Origin of the sequence: Variovorax paradoxus EPS, from assembly GCF_000184745.1 — a bacterium.
Classification (GTDB): Bacteria; Pseudomonadota; Gammaproteobacteria; order Burkholderiales; family Burkholderiaceae_C; genus Variovorax; species Variovorax paradoxus_C.
On sequence record NC_014931.1, the window covers coordinates 6,228,436 to 6,245,215 of the forward strand.

Annotated in this window: 10 protein-coding genes and 1 pseudogene; 8 read left to right on the forward strand and 3 right to left on the reverse strand. The window is 62.3% G+C overall.

What is annotated here, in order from left to right; all coding sequences use genetic code 11:
- Window positions 1-9 precede the first annotated feature (9 nt).
- The 8 genes and pseudogenes from VARPA_RS28600 to VARPA_RS32010 all read left to right on the forward strand — a co-directional run bounded on the left by VARPA_RS28600 (window position 10) and on the right by VARPA_RS32010 (window position 11,857).
- On the forward strand, window positions 10-1,272 hold the full coding sequence (locus VARPA_RS28600; RefSeq protein WP_013544078.1) for a helix-turn-helix domain-containing protein: 1,263 nt from the start codon (window positions 10-12) through the stop codon (window positions 1,270-1,272).
- Window positions 1,273-1,563: 291 nt separating this feature from the next.
- The gene (gene tssI / locus VARPA_RS28605) at window positions 1,564-4,476 is read left to right on the forward strand and encodes a type VI secretion system Vgr family protein (RefSeq protein ID WP_013544079.1); all 2,913 of its coding nucleotides are present in this window, start codon (window positions 1,564-1,566) and stop codon (window positions 4,474-4,476) included.
- A gap of 83 nt (window positions 4,477-4,559) precedes the next feature.
- Window positions 4,560-9,623, forward strand: coding sequence for an RHS repeat-associated core domain-containing protein (locus tag VARPA_RS28610; protein ID WP_013544080.1), 5,064 nt, complete (start codon window positions 4,560-4,562; stop codon window positions 9,621-9,623).
- On the forward strand, window positions 9,620-10,015 hold the full coding sequence (locus tag VARPA_RS31260) for a hypothetical protein (RefSeq protein WP_144299058.1): 396 nt from the start codon (window positions 9,620-9,622) through the stop codon (window positions 10,013-10,015). Before VARPA_RS28610 ends, VARPA_RS31260 begins: the two co-directional genes overlap by 4 nt.
- Before the next feature lie 33 nt (window positions 10,016-10,048).
- Window positions 10,049-10,662: pseudogene (locus VARPA_RS32005) on the forward strand (RHS repeat-associated core domain-containing protein); the annotation flags it as partial.
- Complete coding sequence (locus VARPA_RS30880; protein WP_080559432.1) at window positions 10,659-10,988, forward strand: hypothetical protein; 330 nt, start codon at window positions 10,659-10,661, stop codon at window positions 10,986-10,988. The pseudogene VARPA_RS32005 and the gene VARPA_RS30880, both read left to right, overlap by 4 nt.
- A gap of 155 nt (window positions 10,989-11,143) precedes the next feature.
- Window positions 11,144-11,533: a hypothetical protein gene (locus VARPA_RS31265; RefSeq protein ID WP_144299059.1), complete on the forward strand. Its 390-nt coding sequence runs from the start codon at window positions 11,144-11,146 to the stop codon at window positions 11,531-11,533.
- Window positions 11,534-11,650: 117 nt separating this feature from the next.
- Complete coding sequence (locus tag VARPA_RS32010) at window positions 11,651-11,857, forward strand: hypothetical protein (RefSeq protein ID WP_013544081.1); 207 nt, start codon at window positions 11,651-11,653, stop codon at window positions 11,855-11,857.
- A 366-nt stretch (window positions 11,858-12,223) separates the two neighbouring features.
- Here the strand turns inward: VARPA_RS32010 and VARPA_RS28620 are convergent, their stop codons facing one another.
- The 3 genes from VARPA_RS28620 to VARPA_RS28630 form a co-directional block, all read right to left on the reverse strand.
- A complete protein-coding gene (locus VARPA_RS28620) occupies window positions 12,224-14,707 on the reverse strand; it encodes a glucose/quinate/shikimate family membrane-bound PQQ-dependent dehydrogenase (protein WP_013544082.1) in 2,484 nt (827 codons plus the stop codon).
- A 71-nt stretch (window positions 14,708-14,778) separates the two neighbouring features.
- Complete coding sequence (locus VARPA_RS28625; protein WP_013544083.1) at window positions 14,779-15,936, reverse strand: ROK family transcriptional regulator; 1,158 nt, start codon at window positions 15,934-15,936, stop codon at window positions 14,779-14,781.
- Window positions 15,937-15,952: 16 nt separating this feature from the next.
- The gene (locus tag VARPA_RS28630) at window positions 15,953-16,759 is read right to left on the reverse strand and encodes an ATP-binding cassette domain-containing protein (protein WP_013544084.1); all 807 of its coding nucleotides are present in this window, start codon (window positions 16,757-16,759) and stop codon (window positions 15,953-15,955) included.
- Window positions 16,760-16,780 lie beyond the last annotated feature (21 nt).

Genomic DNA, 16,780 nt, shown 5'->3' on the forward strand with positions numbered 1-16,780 from the left:
TCGAGCACCATGGCTCACGACATGTTCGACAGGCTGGGCACCGCGGATGCGCCGCGCCAGCTCTTCACCAGCACGCCCGCGGAACGCGTGGCGCTCGCGCGGCGGCAGTTCTTCGAGGAAGGCGTGCGGCCCTCGGGCCTCATCGGCGAGGCGGTGCTGCAGTCGTGGATGCGCTGCACCCGCACCCATGCCGACCGCCAGCGCATCGTGCCCTTCGATGCCGTCACGCCCAGCCGCCTGCACGCCACGCTCGCGCGCAACCGCGAGCTGCTCGATGTGGCCCGGCAGGAGCTCGGGCAGATGGAGCACGCGCTCGCCGGCACCGACTGCCGCGTGATCCTCACCGACCGCGACGGCGTGGTGGTGCACGTCACGCACCAACCCGCCGCCGCGCACCAGCCGGTGCTGCGCAAGACCGCGCGCGTGGGCGTGAACATCTCCGAGCGCATCGTGGGCACCACCGCCCCAGGCATCGTCGCGAGCACCGGACAGGCCTGCACGGTCGATGGCGCGGAGCACTACTTCGACGTGCTGCGCGAGATGCAGTGCGCCGCCGCGCCGATCCGCGACGTGACGGGTCGCCTCGCCGGCGTGCTCGACCTCACGGTGGAGGCGCGGCGCTTCGGCTTCGATGCGGCATCGATGGTGTCGCTGTATGCGACGACGATCGAAAACCGCTTGCTGCAGGCGCAGTCGCGCGACCATCTCATCCTGCGTTTCCAGGCGAGCCCGACCCTGCTCGGCACGCCGCTGGAGGCGCTCGCCGGGATCGCGCCGGACGGCACGATCGCGTGGCTCAACAACGCGGGCGCGCGCTTGCTCGGGCGCTTGCCCGAAGCGGCGGACGAGCGCGATGTCGAATGCCTGCTGGGCCACGACCTCGCGAGCCTGCTGCGGCTGGGTCGCCGCGAATCCGCGCAGCCGTTGCGGCTTGCGAGCGGCCTGGGCGTGTGGGTGCAGGCGCATCTGAAGGGCGCGGACGGCGTGGACTTCAAGCATGCGGTGGCGATGCCCGCCCTGCATGCGTCGACGCCCATCGCACACACGGTCGATGCGGTCACCGCCGAAGAAGACTGCACGACTGCAGCCGACGACGAACAGACGCCGCATGCCGAGACCTTGCGCGAACACAGCCGCAAACTGATCGAGGAAACGCTCGCGGCGCACGGCGGCAATGTGTCGCAGGCTGCGCGTCAACTCAACGTGTCACGCGGCACGCTCTATCGACGCATGCGCGGCTGGCGAGAGAGCGAGCAGCCACAGGCCGAATGAAGTTCGGGGCATCGTCTGCTCGTTGCAGAGAAGCCGGGAACAAGATGGTCTGAATGATCGTGAGGTTATTCGGCCAGGCGGATGGGCCGTGGTGGCCGTGGAGACCGCCTTTCGCTGTATCACCGGGCGCGCAGTAGTGTGTCGAGCCGGGCATGGTCGAGCCCAGCGCCACAAATTTTTCACGTCTCGCTGTGCCAATTCCCGACGTGAGCCCCGGTTGACCATTGTTTGCAACGGTGCAGTTCCAGCTGCCAGAGACTGCCGGACCGTCGTTCACCCGAGGTCCAGCCGATGTCTCGAACCCTTGCCGTTGCTAGTTCCGCTATTCCCGATTCGCTGGAGCCCGTGCGGCTCTCGGGCCGCGAGGGCATCAACAGTCTGTTCGAGTATGAATTGCTGCTCAAGACCCCCGATGCGCTCAATTTCAGCTTTGGTGCTGCGGCGGATATCGATCTCGACAGCTTCGTCGGCCAGGAGATCAGTTGTCTGATTGAACTCGATGGCGCGGGCGAGCGGCAGATCAACGCGCTCATCACCGATGCGCAACTCTGGGGCGAGGAAGGCCGGCACGTTCAGTACAAGCTCACTCTGCGCCCCTGGCTGCACTTGGGCACGCTGACCAGCGACTGCAAGATCTACCAGAACAAGACGGTCGTCCAGATCCTGGATGAATTGCTGGCGGACTATGTGTTCCCCGTCGACAAGCACTTGAGCGATATCTACCCCGTCCGGGACTTCCAGACGCAATTCAACGAGAGCGATTTCGCGTTCTTCGAGCGCTTGTGCCAGGAGTGGGGTCTGAATTTCTACTTTGCGCACGGCGAAGGCAAGCACCGCCTCGTGCTCACCGACAACATGGGTGCGCACGTCCCCATGGACAGCGTTGCGTACCGACAGGTCGAGTACCACGCGCCCGGCTGGAAGCTCGATGCCGAATACATCAGCAGTCTCGTTCCACACCACCAACTCACCAGCGGGCGCTACGTCAGCCGCGACTACGACTACACCCGTCCCAAGGCCGACCTGAGCGTCAAGCGCGCCGATCCGCGCCCTACCCGGCAGGCCGATCAGGAGGTCTACCAATGGCACGACAGCCAAGCCGGCAGTCACTACGTGCAGCCTCGCGCTGGAGCAGGTACCAACGAGCCTCTTGCAGAGGGTGATCGCATTGCGCTGCTGCGCATGCAGGCATTGCGTACTCACGGTGCACGCGCCAAGGCCAGCGGGAATCTGCGCGGCATGGCCCCCGGCTTCACTTTTCAGTTGCAGAAGCACCCTCGCGGAGCGGCCAACATTCAGTACCTCGTTCTCGACAGCCAGTTTCTCATCGAGAACGTCGCGCAGGAGAGTCAGGGTGCAGGAGCCGCGGCTCACCGCAAACAGCAGTGGCGCGTCGAGGTCGACTTCATGGCCCACCCCATCACCGAGCCGCTGCGTCCTCGGCTGTCGCGACACAAGCCGCACGCGCAAGGCCCGCAGGTCGCACTGGTCGTTGGACCCGAGGGCGAGAACCTGTGGACCGACGAGTTGGGTCGAATCAAGGTCCAGTTCCCCTGGGACCGCCTGGGCCAGAAGAACCAGCATTCCACCTGCTGGCTGCGCGTGAGTTCGCCGTGGGCCGGCAACCAGTTGGGTGGCGTCCATGTGCCGCGTATCGGCCAGGAGGTGATCGTCGATTTCATCGGCGGCGACCCGGACCTGCCCCTGTGCACCGGGCGCGTGCACAACCAGATGAATCTGCCGCCCTGGGAGCTACCAGGTCAAGTCGCCTTGTCGGGCTTCAGAAGCAGGGAGCTCGTCAAGGAAGGCGGCAACGGTTCGGGCGGTCGCTCCAACCACCTGATCCTGGATGACACCGACCAGAAGATTCAGGCGCAACTCAAGAGCGACCACCAGAGCAGTTCGCTGAGCCTCGGCCACGTCACGCGCATCGACGGCAATGCAGGTCGCCAGGACGCACGGGGCGAAGGTTTTGAATTGCGCACCGATGCTCACGGCGCCATCCGGGCAACACAAGGCCTGCTCATCACCACTGAAGCGCGCCCCAACGCCAAGGCGCATTTGCTGGACAGTGGCGAGACACGTCAGCGTCTGGTCGAGGCCCATGACCTGCATGACGCCGGAGCGCAGGAGGCGCAGAAGAACAAAGCCCAGGAGGGCAACGACCAGACAGAAGTCGCCAAGGCACTCCAGGAGCAGAACGAGGCGGTCAGGGGCGAGGGCGCTGCCGACGTCGCGGCCGGCCGATTCCCCGAGTTGGCCCAGCCGCACCTGGTGCTGGCCAGCCCCGCCGGCATCGAGACCACCAGCCAGTTCAGCACGCACATCGCCAGCGTCGAGCACACGGCGATCACCAGCGGCAAGCACACCAGCATCACCAGCGGCGACAGCCTGCTGGGCGTGGCGCTGCAGGCCATCAAGCTCTTTGCGGCACAAAAGGGCATCAAGATCGTTGCCGCCCAGGCCGACATTGACATCCAGGCGCTGAAGACCTGCATCAACCTGCTAGCCAAGGACGAGATCACCATCCGAGCCGACAAGATCCGGATCGAGGCCAAGACGGAATTGCTGATCAGCGGTGGTGGCAGCTACACGCGCTACAAGGGCGGCGGCATCGAGAGCGGGACGGCTGGCTCGCACATCCAGCATGCCAGCGTGCATGGCATGGTCGGTCCGAGCAGCGGGAGCCGACCCAGCCTGCCCGACGGCTTGAAGCCGGGCAAGGGGCAGCTCGAACTCACGCACCGCTATGCCAACAACCACGGTTTGAAGGGTGCGGACTACAAGGTCACGGATTCGGCGGGACAGGTCAAGACCGGCAAGCTGGACGACAAGGGCTTTGCGGCTGTCTCGGGACTGGCACCGGGTGGTGCTCGCATTGAATTGGGCAAGGATCCGCGCAATCCGTGGGATCACTCCAGCTACTTTGGAATCCCTGCATGGCCGCCCAAGAAAACGGGCGGCCCAGTGGACGCGATAACCGCTCCTGCAAACGACATGCTCGCTGGCCTCATGAAGCAGGCCAGCGGCGCAGCCGGCATTGCCGGCATAGCCGATGTCGTCCGCGCCGCAAGCAGCGGCAACTTCGCCGGCATCGCCAAAACCGCTGCGACATCTGTTGCAAACAGCGTGGTTGGAGACATGGCCGGCAAGGCCGTGGCGCGATTGCCAGCGGGCGTGGTACTGCCTCACACCACGGTCTGAAGCCCCACGCCACGCGCGCGCATTGCGCGCATCCAGTGCATTCAAAAAATCGATAAGAGCCAAGCGGCTCAGGGAGTTCCAGCATGGCCGACATGTCGCAGGCGGAGATGACGAAGAAAGAGGACGAACAGGAGATGTTCGTCAAACCGCTGGACCAGATCGACCCTGCAGAGCTTCCGGGCGCCAAGAAGGTTGTCAACGACTGGCTCAAGAGCATCAGCGGCGACCACGTCACGGTGGACAGAGTCATGACAGTCGCCAGTGCCGTTCCAATACTCGGCAACATCCTGGCGGCCATCGATGCCGTGTGCGACATCATCGTTCTTGTCCAGAACAAAACCTCCAGCAGCATCGAGAAGGGGCTCAACTGGGTCAGCCTTGGCATCAACCTGATCGGCATCATTCCGTTCCCCCCGACCATGGCTGCGGCGCGGACCAGCCTGAGGCCTGCACTGCATCTTGTGCGAAGCAAGTTGCGCACAGTCGGCCACGGACTCGACGATGCCCTCGTCGTGCTGCTTGTTGACCATCTCAATGCCACCCTGGCTGGTGAGATCGACAAGTTCGTGAACGAGGCCATCCAGAAGCTCGAGAGCATTCTGGACGAAGCCGCCACCATGGCGCACGACCTGATCTCCGGATTGAGCAATGCCTTGCGCAAGCTCGCATCGGGCACGCCGTTCGATACCAGTGCACCAGCGCCAGCACTCCCCTTGAAGCGCGACCCAGAGACAACCTACGAGAGCGGCGTCTGGGGAGCCATCAAGGGGATTGCAGACGATGTCGGGGACGGAATCGCAGACGGCGCCGGTTATGTCGGCGGGAAAGTCGTGCAAGGCGCCAAGGTTGCGGGCAATGCCGGAGTCGGCCTGGTCATGCGCAACACCGAGGTCGGCGGCAAGGCTTCAAAGCTGATGAACACCTACGCCGACGCGTTGGACGGTTTGGCCAAAACGGCGAAGGCGCAGATCAAGGCGTTGGGCAATGCGGGAGCCGGCATGTCCATTGCCTGGCTTCTCGTGAGGCTCAAGGACGCCGTCTTGCGCTTTCGCACCAAGGGCAAGGGCAAAGCGGGAGGCTCCACTGTCAATGACAAGACCACCGCAAAGCACGATCAGAAAAAGCCGGAAGGGGAGCTGGACACGGGGCACTCAGAACGCACAAAGAAAGTGCGTGAAGCCAATGCTTGCAAGAATTGCGAAACGGGTGCCGCAACGCCCCGCTCCATCAGCTTTGCAACCGGCAGCGAGACTTTCGTTCATACCGACTTCACCTTGCCGGGCCACATGCCCATCGTCTGGAGTCGCACCTACTACTCGCGCCTGGCAGCCTACGACCACGCGCAGCATCACGCTGCACATGCCGACAGCAGCGCCTATCTTGGTGCTCGGTGGACCAGTCCCTACACCACCCGCATCGATCAGGCCGTAGATGGCAGCCTGAGCTACTTCGCGGCCGATGGCCGCGAGCATCGCTTCCCCAAGCTGGCCGAACCTGAAGATGGCAAGGCCGGCCAGACTCACCACAATGCCATTGAAGATCTCACCCTGGGGCGAGGCAATGCAGGCCTGCTCATCCTGAGCCATGGGCGCGACTACATCGAGACCTTCGAGCTCGCTCCCCAGTTCATGCGCGAGGGCAAGGCGCGCACCAAGAACAAGGCCGTGCATTACCGCCTGGCAAGCCAGCGCACCCGCGCCGGTCACACGACCGAGTTGGCCTATCGCCACGAAGGCGGGCAGCTCTCCGATGTGGTCAGCGGCCAGCTCCATGTGAGCACGGCCATCGACGCGCTTGGGCGCATCCAAAGCCTGTGGCTCGTGCAGGACGGACAGGCCGTGCGCCAACTCGCCGCCTACACCCATCGGACGCTGGCCGACGGCAGCAGTGACCTCATCGCCGCCCAGGATGAGAACCAGCAAAGCTGGCACTACGAATATCAGGCTGCGGGGGAGAAAGCCAGCACCCACCTGATCTCTGGCTATACAGACCGCACCGGCCGTGGCACCCATCTCCATTGGAAGCACGAAGACGGTTTCGACATCGGCCTGACCGCCGACAACAGCGCCGAGGCCAAGGCGTATCGCGAACACGCCGACGACGGCAGCTTCGACACCACCATCGTCTGGAACAAGCACATTCGCTTGGCCACCGTCATCGATGCCCTTGGCGCGCAGACACGCTACTACTTCGACTTCCTGGGCTACACCTACCGCATCATTCATCCGGAGGTGCGCAGTGCGGACGGCCTGCTCTATGCGCATGAAGAGTGGTTCTTCCGGGATGCGAACAAGAACATCACCAAGCATCTGCATCCTGATGGCAGCCAGGACCGCTACACCTACGACGCGCACAACAACCTCGTGAGTCACACCCGTGCCGACCACAGCACGGTGCACATCGCCCACGACGACATGGACAATCTCACCGGCATTCGCGATGCCGAAGGGCATGCGTGGAAGCGCACCTACGAGGGCGTCAATCTCATTGAGGAAATCGACCCGCTGGGCCACAAGACCGAGTACGCCTACAACGAGCACGGCCTGCCGGTGGAGATCACCGATGCCAAGGGCGGCAAGAAGCAGTTGGCTTATGACGATGCGGGCCAACTCGTTGCGTACACCGACTGCTCGGGCAAGACCAGCAGTTGGGCCTATGACGAGCGCGGCCGTCTGATCAAGCAGCGCAATGCGGCCGGCGAGATCACTCGGTACCGCTACGAGCGCGGCCAACTGACGCGCATCGTCAATCCCGACGGCACCGAGGAGCAGTTGGCGCACGATGCCGAAGGCCGCTTGCTCTCGCACCGCGATGCCCTGCAGCGCGAGACACGCTACGAATACAACGCTGTCGGCCTCATCACCCAGCGCCTGGACGCCAACCGCAACACCATCGACTACCAATGGGACCGCCTGGGCCGCCTGGCAGCGCTGCGCAACGAGAACGGCCGCACCCACAGCTTCAGCTACGACCCGCTGGGCAAGCTGCTGTCCGAAGTGCAGTTCGACGGCAGCAGAACCGTGTACGGCTACACCCCTGCCACGGGCGTGTTGCGCCAGGTCACCGAAGGCGATGCGGTCACCCAGCTCGACTTCGATCCCACGGGGCGCCTGACGAAGCGCACCGCGGGGCTGTATATCGAGCCCACGGACAGCCAGGGCCGGCCAACCGGGCGTACGCTGGATGCGAAGAGCATCCAGACCGATAGCTATGCCTACGACGGCAACGGGCAGCTCATCGATGCCCACAACCCGCATATTCACTTGCAGTGGTTCCCTGATGCTGCGGGTAACGTCAAGACCGAGCACCATCATTACCTGATCGACGAAGAAGGTAGGCCGAGCAGCCAGCCGATGACGGCAGTCTGGCAGCACCGCTACGACGAGTTGGGCAATCGCATCCAGACCACGCGCCCTGACGGCCACACCACCACCTGGCTGACATACGGCTCAGGTCACGTGCACGGCCTGATGCTCGATGGCATGGAGGCCGTGCAGATCGAGCGCGACGACCTGCACCGCGAGGTCAAGCGGATACAGGCCAACGAGGTGGCGCAGGAGCAGCAGTACGACCCGGCAGGGCGGCTGAAGGCTCAGGTGCTCAGCCGGGTGGAGAGGCTGAGCCAGAGCCGAGGTGGCTCTTCTACTTCCAACGCCAGCGCGCTCGGCATCCAGCGCAAGTACAGCTACGACCGAGCCGGCCAACTCACCGACATCGGCGACAGCCGCCGTGGCAGCCTGAGTTACCGCTACGACCCTGCGGGCCGTCTGCTGCAGGCGCAGAGCCAACTGGGCACCGAGACCTTTGCGTTCGATCCGGCCAGCAACATCCTGGACCCGATGGCGCCGGCGGCCAGGGAGGCCGGGACGATTCACAACATCCCGCCCATCCTGAACAACCTAGTGAAGGACTACGCGGGCACGCACTTCGAGTACGACGTCAGGGGCAATATGGTCCAGCGGCTGCACAACGGCCAGCGCACGCGCTTCGCTTGGGATGCGCTCGGGCGATTGACCGAGGCGCGCACGCAGGACACGCGAACTTCATTCCTGTATGACCCGCTGGGTCGGCGGATTGCCAAGCGCAGCGAGCCCATCGTCATCACCAGCTCGATGGATGGCAGCCATTACCACGCGGCCGAGTACCGGCGCCAGATCCACGAGCGCGGCCTGGGCGCGGTGCTCTTCGGTTGGGACGGTGACCAGATGGCCTGGGAGTGCGACTACGCGCGACAGCGGACGGTGCACTACGTGTTCGAGCCCGGCAGCTTCGTGCCGCTGCTGCAGGCCAAATCCAATGTAGACATGCGTCGGGCGATGCTGCAGCGACCGCAGGCGGTGACGCAAAGCTATGTCGATGCGCAAGGCAACTACGACCTGGATCAGGACCCGCTGTACAACGGGATGTACGAGGCGGGCATCGGCAGCGACGGGGAGCCACCGGAGCCGCTGACGGACATCCACTATTACCAGTGCGACCACCTCGGCACACCTATGGAGCTGACCGATGAGGGCGGCAATGTCGCGTGGGAGGCGAATTACAAGGCGTGGGGAGAAGCCAGGCTCACGATCAGCGAGGCGGCAAGGAAAGCGGGGCTGAAGAATCCGATTCGGTTCCAGGGGCAGTATCTGGACGAGGAGACCGGGCTGCACTACAACCGGTTCAGGTATTACGACCCGGTGATGGGAAGGTTTGTGAGCAAGGACCCGATTGGGCTGCAAGGTGGAATCAACCTTCATCACTATGCCCCGAATTCAACCGAGTGGATTGATCCCTTCGGGCTTATTCGAGGTCGGCCGAATATAGGAGACGCCGGTCGAAAACAAAAAACAGGGAAGCCAAATATCGATAATCGCTGCCTCTCATGTAAAAAATGGGAAATTAATCGCTTCGACAGGATATGCGAAGGGCAAATTCCAGGCGTAGGGGTCGCAAAGTATCTTAGAGATCCGAAAGATAAAAGATGGTATTCAGTCGATCAAACCGCACACGGTGGTAGTGCATTTAAACAATACAACCAAAAAGGCAATCTCCTAAATCATATTCGCGATCTGGATGAATTTGGAGACCAAATGGGGAAACACAAAGGCAACGCGGGAAAAATTGTTGATCTTAAGTCATTGAAATGCAAGGATGTTAATTCATGATTTCATCTGCCCGTGAATTCATGCTGTTGTGCGCCTCACAACGGGAGTCAGATATTGCCAAATCGCTTCAAGATGAGGCGCCTTTTAAAGTGTGGGAGGATCTAATCTTACATTATAAATCCTATCAAATAGATGTTGCGCAAAATCGCACAATTCCAGCGGAAATAATGAAAGCCTTGGCTAATCAAGGAGATGAGATTGTCCGATCAATTTTGGCAGAAAAAAGAAGATTGCCGACTGATCTTTTTCATTTTTTCTCCAGAGATTCCAGTCCGCTAATTCGAAAAATAATAGCGGCAAACCAAAAAACACCGATTGATATAGTGAAATACCTTACGGGCGATGAAGATGAAGATGTCGCTAGTGTTGCAAGATTTCGGTTAGGTGTCTGAAAAATCGAACCAAAATAATTAAGAGGTGGCCCCACAAATTCAGACGGCAACATCGCCTGGGAGGCGAACTACAAAGCGTCGGGTGAGGCCAGGCTCACGATCAGCGAGGCGGCAAGGAAAGCGGGGCTGAAGAATCCGATTCGGTTCCAGGGGCAGTATCTGGACGAAGAGACGGGGCTGCACTACAACCGGTTCAGGTATTACGACCCGGTGATGGGGCGGTTTGTATCGAAAGATCCAATTAGATTGCGAGGTGGAATTAATGTATTCCAATATGCCTCCAATCCGGTGAAATGGATTGATCCGACCGGACGTTCTGCAGCATCCGATTTACCTCGAATGAAAGGGCGAAGCGTGCCACGTGTCGGATCGATCCTGAGCAATGCGGGGCTTAATAAAACAAAAGGCAATGGCGCGAATGAAACTTGGAAGCACACGGATGGATCAGAGGTCAGAGTTCATAAATAAAGAAATAAATGCCTATGCCCTTATAAATCAGGAAATAACGCACATATTCATAAGGAAGATCCTGCAGGATGGCACTTAATGATCACGGGCGTGTATCAGTAGACCCGGTCGAAACCCACATTGGTATTCGTAACCCTATGGATCTGCCATTTTTTCGAGGAAGGTCGCACGGATCATGAGCTATGAATATAGATTGCTGCTCGATAGCACTATCTCGGCGCAGCATTTTATGAACTCATTAATGCTGAGTGAGGCATGCGTCAAGGCGCAAGCAAGAGAGGTCTATTTAAAAGACCAAGAGTTGCAGACTCCAGCTGAGTATGACGCCAGGTTAATTCAGGAGGGCAATCAGTCAATATGGATGGAAATCAATTTAAAGTCGGTGAATTTATATAGATTGATCCACTCATCACTGAGCGGCGGGGTTGTTCGATGTTATGTGGATGGAGATTTAGATGATGAGGTTTCTCTGAAAGAAGCATTTCGCATCAAAATCAAAAAATAAGCGAGCCATTCAATAAAGTCGAAGCGGCAACGTTCCGATTTGAGAAGAACTATTGGAGAAGGATACCGCAGTGGTGGAGGGTGTCGTGTCACCACTTCGCGGGTCACGGTTCGAAGAAATAAATCTGGCGGCGTTTATACCGCATACCCTCAATTATGAATTCAGTTAACCTCAATTATATACGCGGCCTCTACGATTTTTTATTTGGGAAAATCGATGAGGAATTAGAGGAATTTGACATTAATTTACCTGAGAATCAGAGAATTCTCTTTGAAGAGATGGCGCACACTTTTAAAAAATTCGGCCCGATTTCAAAGAGAAACATTCTTGATGGTCTGAACTTAATTTTTTATAATTCTTGCGATGAAGAATTATGGAGAAATGCTATTCCACATGACCTTCCTCTTAACCGCGTGGCGGACAGGCGAGGCTATTTGAAAGGAGTTATTTTTGCATTGACAAAAAATACCCCTGAATTGCTTGATAAACGTAAAATTCTATTAATTAATGAAATGGGAGCATATGGGTTGGATTTTTCAAAATGATTAGTTATTTTTAATGCAAACCAAATTTCATTAACCATCGGTGCGCACCTCGAACCAAAGATGAATAGCGCTCAAATTCAATGCAATTTTCTCGGTCACATTCATGGAATGCACTACATGCTCTCCATGAGCGATGGCGATCTCGATGATTTTTATATCAATAACAAGAGTGGCCGCACCAAGCTGTTTGATGCGATGAAAACTGACTTCAATATCTACGGGCCGGTCAGCAAGCAAAGGACTCTTGAAGTAATCAATGCCATTGGACTCGATAGCCCTGCTCGCGCGCGTACTGCGTACTGGCTCGGCGGCCATCCGACGTGACGGGTGGAGGCCACGCTGAACATGCTCGTGGAGCTGTAGTCGACGCGTTCGGCGATCTCGGCGACGCCGCCTTCGTTGGGCGGAGCAAACCCTTCGCGGGCGCGCCATGCGAGCAAGTACCCATCGGGGCCACTCCCACCTTGCGGCTGAGGCGATCAAACAACGTGCGCGTGCGCGTCGTGCTGCCCGGCTCCTAGGGCGAGACCAGTTTTCGGAACGCCGCGCGCCTGCACCGCATCGAGAACGAGGTCTGTAGCGACTTCATGAAAAAGACCATCGCCCGCATGCTCGCGTCCACCGGCCCCGGGGCACGCGCGCGAAGAACTCGGCCGAGGCCGTGCAGTGGGCGGCCGGTCGGTGCGTGTCTCAGCGCTTGGGCAACGCATAGGCGATCACATGGTCCCCGGTCCGCGTGCCGAGCGAGCCGTGTCCGCCGGCAGCCACCAGCACGAATTGCCGCCCATCGCTGCCGCGGTAAGTCATCGGCGTGGCCTGCCCGCCTGCGGGCAGCCGGCTGCGCCACAGCTCCTTGCCATTGCCGACGTCGTACCCGCGCACGTACTGGTCGAGCGTGCCCGAGAGGAAAGCCACGCCCCCCGCGGTCATCACCGGCCCGCCCAGGTTCGGCACCCCCATCGCAAAGGGCAGCGGCAACGGCGAGCTGTCGCGCACCGTGCCGTTCTTGTGCATCCAGATGACCTTGCCGCTGCGCAGGTCCGCGCCCGCCACATGCCCCCACGGCGGCGCCTGACACGGCAGCCCCAGCACCGAGGTGAACGCGCTGAGCTTGATCGCGAACGGCGCGCCGAAGTTCTCGTTCAGCGCGGGCAGGCTGTCGTTCGGCCGGCTCTTGCCCTGCACGTACAGCGTGGTGTCGTCCGCGCGCGGCACCAGCTGCGACACGAAGGCCAGCGACGCCGGCGTGGTGAAGGCGATCTGCCGCTGCGGATCGACCGCGATGCTCCCCCAGTTGAAGACGCCGAAGTTGCCGGGGTAGATGAGCGAACCCTGTGTTGACGGCGGCGTGAAGCGGCCCTCGTAGCGCAGCCGGTGAAACGCGATGCGGCAGGCGAGCTGGTCGAAGATCGTGCCGCCCCACATGTCGGACGGCTTCAGCGCGGGTGGATCGAACGAGAGCCCCGACACCGGCTGCGTCGGCGCGGTGCGGTCGCCGGTGGCGGCGCCCTGCGGCGCGGGCCGCTCGTTCACCGGCACGATGGGCCGGCCGTTGCGCCGGTCGAGCACGAAGAGCTCGCCCTGCTTGGTCGGCTGCACCAGCGCGGGAATGGTCTCGCTGCCCACGCGCAGATCGATGAGGCTGGGCTGCGAAGGCACGTCGTAGTCCCAGAGGTCGTGGTGCACCGTCTGGAAGCTCCAGCGCACGCGGCCGGTCGCGAGATCGAGCGCCACCACCGACGACGAATAACGCTCCGCGCCCTCGGTGCGCTTGCCGCCCCACTGGTCCGGCGGCTGGTTGCCCGTGGGCACGTAGACCAGCCCCAGCGCCTCGTCCACGCTGGAGATGGACCAGCTGTTGGGCGAGTTGACGGTGTAGGTGCGGTCGGCCGCGATGGGCGCTGTCTCGTCGGGGTTGCCCGAATCCCAGTTCCACACGAGCGCGCCGGTGTTCACGTCGAAGGCGCGGATCACGCCCGAGGTTTCCTTGGTCGAGACGTTGTCGAGCACCGTGCCGCCCACCACGATGAGCGAGCGCGTCACGACGACGGGCGAGGTCGAGTAGTAGGAGCCCGCCTTGACGTTGGGCATGTTCTTCCAGAGATCGATCTGGCCGCTGCCGCCGCCGAAGGCCATGCAGGGCTTGCCGCTTTCGGGGCTGAGCGCGATCACGCGGCCATCGGCGGTGGGCATGAAGAGCTTGGCGTCGCACTCGCCTGCCGGCGCTGAAGGCGAAGGCGAAGGCGACGGCGTCGGTGTGGCGCCCTGTGCCGTGCTGCCGGCGTAATACGAGAGGCCGCGGCAGGTCAGGTGCTGCAGCGCGAGCGATTTCTGGATGTCGGGCGTGTAGCGCCAGATCTGCTCGCCCGTGGTGGCGTTGAGCGCGATCACCGCCTGGTGCGGCGTGCAGAGAAAGAGCCGCTCGCCGATCTTGAGCGGCGTGACTTCGAAGGTCGTCTCTTCCGGATCACCGGGCTGGCCGCGCACATCGCCGGTGCGGAAGTGCCAGGCCTCTTCGAGCTGCCCGACGTTGGCCGGCGTGATCTGGTCGAGCGCCGAATAACGCTGGCCGAAGCCGGTGCCGCCGTAGGCGGTCCAGTCGTCCTTCGGCGGGGGCGGGCTGGCGAGCGCGGCAGCGGCAGTTGCACTGCTCGATGCATTCGATGCATTCGATGCATCGGGCAACGGCGCAATGCCTTCGATGCGGCCGGGCTCGCGCGTCCACGAGAACACCGCCGCAACGAGGAACGCTGCGAGCACCACGCCGAGCACGGCGCGCGTGCGGCCGATGCCCGTTGCATCGCGCCGCGCGAGCGCACGCGCCACCCACGGCGACAGCAGGAACAGGCCGACCACGAAGAACACATCGCCGCGCGCGGCCAGCGGCCACCAGTCGAAGCCCACTTCCCACAACGCCCACACCAACGTGAGCAGGACCACCGCCGCATAGAACATCAACCCGATGCCGCCGCCACGCCTGAGCAGCAATGCCGACGCGATGAGCCCGAGCCCCGCCACGAGGTAGTACCACGAGCCGCCGAGCGCGATGAGCCATGCGCCCGCGACCAAGAGCACGAGACCCGCAAGGCCGATGAGCACCGCGACCACGACAAGCAATGCGGAGGGCGACGAGGACTCGGCAGGCTGGGTGAACTGGGCGGAGGAACGCGTCATGGCTGGGACTCCTGGAGGCGGAATTCCCAAACGTTAGGGCATCGATCGCGCGATGCGCGTAGGCCGAAGGCTCAGGCAGTGGCGAGAACGCGTTCGGCGCGCGCGCGACGCGTTCTCGCATCGGGTTGCAGCGGCCTTAAGTATTCGTGCAACGCCAGCGCCGCGGCACCGACCGCGGGCGCGAGTTCTTCATAGCGCGCGATGCGCAGCCCGGGTGCCGGCATGCCCGCGCCATCGGCATGGCGCTTCACGGCCTCGAACGCGGCCTGCACGAAGCCGCGATGCGCCGCGCACGACTTGCCGCCCAACACGATCGCGCGCGGATTGAAGGTCACCCACAGGTTCTGCAGCAGCACGCCGAAGAAGGCCGCGGCGCGCTGCGTGTCCACGCCTTCGCGCTCCAGCGTTCGGGAACCGAAGAAGGCTTCGGCGCAGCCGCGCCGGCCGCACGAGCAGAGCGGCCCGTCGAGTTCGAGGATCGTGTGGCCGATCTCGCCGGCCATGCCCTGTGCGCCGGTGAAGAGGCGGTCGTTCAGCACGACGCCCGCGCCCACGCCGACGTCGCAGCTCACGAAGATGAGCGGGTCCTCGCCCTCGCCCGCGGCGAATTCGTATTCGCCGAGCACGGCCGCGTCGGCATCGTTCTGCAGTTGCACGGTGACGCCGGGCAGGCCCGCGGCGGCAAGCGATTTTTCGAGCGCGGGCAACAGGCTCACGTTGCGCCAGCCGAGGTTGGGCGCGAAGCGCACGACGCCGGTGCAATCGTCCACCGCGCCCGGCACGCACACGCCGATGCTCGAGAGGCTGAGGCCCAGCGCGTCGAGTTGCCTGTGCGCGGCCGAGGCCATGCGCGCGACCTGCGCGCACACGCCGGCGGGCGAGCCGTCGGTGAGCGCGTGGGTGTTGGAGTACAGCACCTCGCCCTGCAGCGAGACGCACACGAGCCGCACGGTCTCCACCGCGATTTCCACACCCATCAAGGCGCGCACGCCGACGTTGATCTGCAGCGGCGTCGAGGGCCGGCCGAGCCGGTCGTTCACGGCCGCATCGGACTCCTTGAGCCAGCCTTCGTCGAGCAGCTCGCGCACCAGCAGGCTCACGGTGGATTTCGTGAGGCCGCTCTCGATGGCCAGGCGCGCGCGCGACAACCCCGGCTGCGCGCGCAGCAACCGCAGCAGCACGCTGCGGTTCATGCGCTTGAGCAGTTGCTGGTCGCCGATGGTCTTCATGTCGCGAGGTGCGTCGTCAGGCGGTTGCCGCGGCGGCGGTCGCGGCGTGGTGGGCCTGCTCCCTGCCTTCGGGCCGCTTGCCCGCGATGATCATGCCGAGCACTTCGTCCTCGGTCACGTCCTGGGTGCGGTAGGTGCCCACGAGCTTGCCGTTCTTCATCACCGCGAGGCGGTCGCTCAGCGAGAACACGTCGGGCATGTCGTGCGTGATGAGGAAGATGCCCACGCCATCGGCCTTGAGCTGCTTCACCAGGCCGCCGACCATCGCTGTTTCTTCGGGGCCGAGCGCGGCGCAGGGCTCGTCCATGATGAGGATGCGCGCATTGAAGTACAGCGCGCGCGAGATCGCCACCACCTGCCGCTGGCCGCCCGAGAGGCGACGCACCGGCACGCGGATGTTGGTGAAGTTCCTGTTGAGGCGATGGAACACCTTGCGCGCCTGCACTTCCATGAAGTGGTCGTCCAGCGTGTTCCAGCGCGTCATCTTCTCGCGGCCGAGAAAGAGGTTGGAGACCGAGTCGAGGTTGTCGGCGAGCGCGAGCGTCTGGTAGATGGTCTCGATGCCTTGCGCCTGCGCTTCGGCGGGCGTGCGGATGTTGACCTTCTCGCCCGCGATCAGCGTATCGCCCGAGTCGATGGGGTAGGCGCCCGCGAGCATTTTCATGAGCGTCGATTTGCCCGCGCCGTTGTGGCCGAGCAGCGCGACCACTTCGCCGGGATAGAGGTTCACGCTCACGCCGTCCACGGCCTTCACGCCGCCGAAGGCCTTGCGGATCTCGCGCAGTTCGACAAGAGGTTTCGTCGTGTCCGGGGGGGTGCTCATTGCGACTCTTTCCTACGGTTG

Excerpts from the sequence above, each read along its gene's own strand:
- VARPA_RS28600 (WP_013544078.1), top strand. The coding sequence starts at position 10 with ATGGCTCACGACATGTTCGACAGGCTGGGCACCGCGGATGCGCCGCGC.
- tssI (WP_013544079.1), top strand. The coding sequence starts at position 1,564 with ATGTCTCGAACCCTTGCCGTTGCTAGTTCCGCTATTCCCGATTCGCTG.
- VARPA_RS28610 (WP_013544080.1), top strand. The coding sequence starts at position 4,560 with ATGGCCGACATGTCGCAGGCGGAGATGACGAAGAAAGAGGACGAACAG.
- VARPA_RS31260 (WP_144299058.1), top strand. The coding sequence starts at position 9,620 with ATGATTTCATCTGCCCGTGAATTCATGCTGTTGTGCGCCTCACAACGG.
- VARPA_RS30880 (WP_080559432.1), top strand. The coding sequence starts at position 10,659 with ATGAGCTATGAATATAGATTGCTGCTCGATAGCACTATCTCGGCGCAG.
- VARPA_RS31265 (WP_144299059.1), top strand. The coding sequence starts at position 11,144 with ATGAATTCAGTTAACCTCAATTATATACGCGGCCTCTACGATTTTTTA.
- VARPA_RS32010 (WP_013544081.1), top strand. The coding sequence starts at position 11,651 with ATGCTCTCCATGAGCGATGGCGATCTCGATGATTTTTATATCAATAAC.
- VARPA_RS28620 (WP_013544082.1), bottom strand. The coding sequence starts at position 14,707 with ATGACGCGTTCCTCCGCCCAGTTCACCCAGCCTGCCGAGTCCTCGTCG.
- VARPA_RS28625 (WP_013544083.1), bottom strand. The coding sequence starts at position 15,936 with ATGAAGACCATCGGCGACCAGCAACTGCTCAAGCGCATGAACCGCAGC.
- VARPA_RS28630 (WP_013544084.1), bottom strand. The coding sequence starts at position 16,759 with ATGAGCACCCCCCCGGACACGACGAAACCTCTTGTCGAACTGCGCGAG.